Origin of the sequence: Acidovorax delafieldii 2AN, from assembly GCF_000175235.1 — a bacterium.
GTDB classification, from domain to species: Bacteria; Pseudomonadota; Gammaproteobacteria; order Burkholderiales; family Burkholderiaceae_C; genus Acidovorax; species Acidovorax delafieldii_B.
The window spans coordinates 1-1,399 of sequence record NZ_ACQT01000486.1; the positions used below are offsets into that span (position 1 = coordinate 1).

General features: G+C 71.7%; 2 protein-coding genes. One reads left to right on the forward strand and one right to left on the reverse strand.

Annotated elements, in window-relative coordinates:
* Window positions 1–624, reverse strand: a 624-nt coding sequence (locus ACDELDRAFT_RS22460) for a D-alanyl-D-alanine carboxypeptidase (protein ID WP_005801189.1), incomplete at its 3' end; no start/stop codon positions are given.
* A gap of 235 nt (window positions 625–859) precedes the next feature.
* On the opposite strand from ACDELDRAFT_RS22460, the gene tsaB reads away from it, so the two are divergent.
* Window positions 860–1,399: tRNA (adenosine(37)-N6)-threonylcarbamoyltransferase complex dimerization subunit type 1 TsaB (gene tsaB / locus ACDELDRAFT_RS22465; protein ID WP_005801190.1), on the forward strand; the 540-nt coding region annotated here is incomplete at its 3' end.

Genomic DNA, 1,399 nt, shown 5'->3' on the forward strand with positions numbered 1-1,399 from the left:
GATGCGCGCCAGCCCGGCGGCAGCGTCGGGCACAAAGGTCATGGCCACCGCGTTGTAGTTCAGCAGCAAGGCGTCGGGCGCGGCGTTGTAGGGGCGCAGCGGCTCGCCATCGAAGCGGGCCGCATCATGCTCGGGCACGTCGAAGGCCGTGCGGTCCAGCACGATGTCGCCCACGATGGCCTGGATGCCCTGGCCCTGCAGGCGGCGCAGCAACAGCCACAGCCGCTCCATCACCAATTTGGGATCGCCCTGCCCCTGGATATGGACATTGCCCTTGAGGCCGCCGCCCTGCACCGTGCCATCGATATAGACCGGCGTGCTCCAGGTGTAGGCTGGGCCGAGCAGGTCGAGCGCTGCAAAGGTGGTGACCAGCTTCATGACCGAGGCGGGATTCATGGCCGCCTGCGCGCGGTGTGCCAGGCGCGGTGCCTGCCGGCCGCCCTGCGCATCCACCACCAGCACCGACAGCGCCTCGCGCGGCAGGCGCGCCCGCACCAGGGCGGCATCGACTTCTGCAGGAAGCGGGGCAGGCGCCTGCGCGCGGGCCACGCCGGCCAGGGCCGCCAGACACGCGAGCCCCCAGCAAACGACAGCGGCACGGCCGCCGGCACGGAGAATCTTCATCGGTCAAGTCTAGCGCTGGTGTTGGCCGTGAGCCCCCATGCCCCACGTCCCGGCGGCGCGCCCCTGATAATTGCGCCATGCGCTTCACGCCACGTGCCCGCTTTCTGCCGCCCGCAGCGGCGGCCACGGGTGCAGCGTCTGCCGCCCGGCCGCCAGCGCTGTGCCTTCTTCGGCCTGGCACCTGCGTGGAGGCGGCGGGCACTGCGCAACCCCGAACCAAGACCCTTCCGGCCCCATGAAACTGCTTGCCTTCGACACCAGCACCGACACCCTCTCCATCGCCGCACAGGCGGGGGAAGCCGTGTGGCAGCACTCCGGCCCCGGCGGTGCACAGGCTTCGGCCACGCTGATCCCTGCCATCCGCGGTCTGCTGGCGCAGGCGGGGCTGTCGTTCGACACGCTGGACGCCATCGTGTTCGGTCGGGGGCCAGGGTCGTTCACGGGTTTGCGCACGGCATGCGCGGTGGCCCAGGGGCTGGCCTTTGGTGCGCGCGGCGGCGCCGGCGTGCCGGTGCTGCCCGTGGACACACTGCTCGCAGTGGCCGAGGAAGCCCGACAGCAGCACGGCTGCACCCGGGTGGTGGCCACGCTGGACGCCCGCATGGGCGAGGTGTATGTGGCGCACTGCGAATGGATCCCGGGCCCTGGCGGGCTTGCAGGCCATTGGAGCGCCGATGAGGATTTTGGCCTGTGCGCCCCCGAGGCCGTGCAGGTTCCCGCAGGCTGGACCCTGGCGGGCAACGCCCGGGCCGCCTATGCAGGGCGCCTGGCCCCC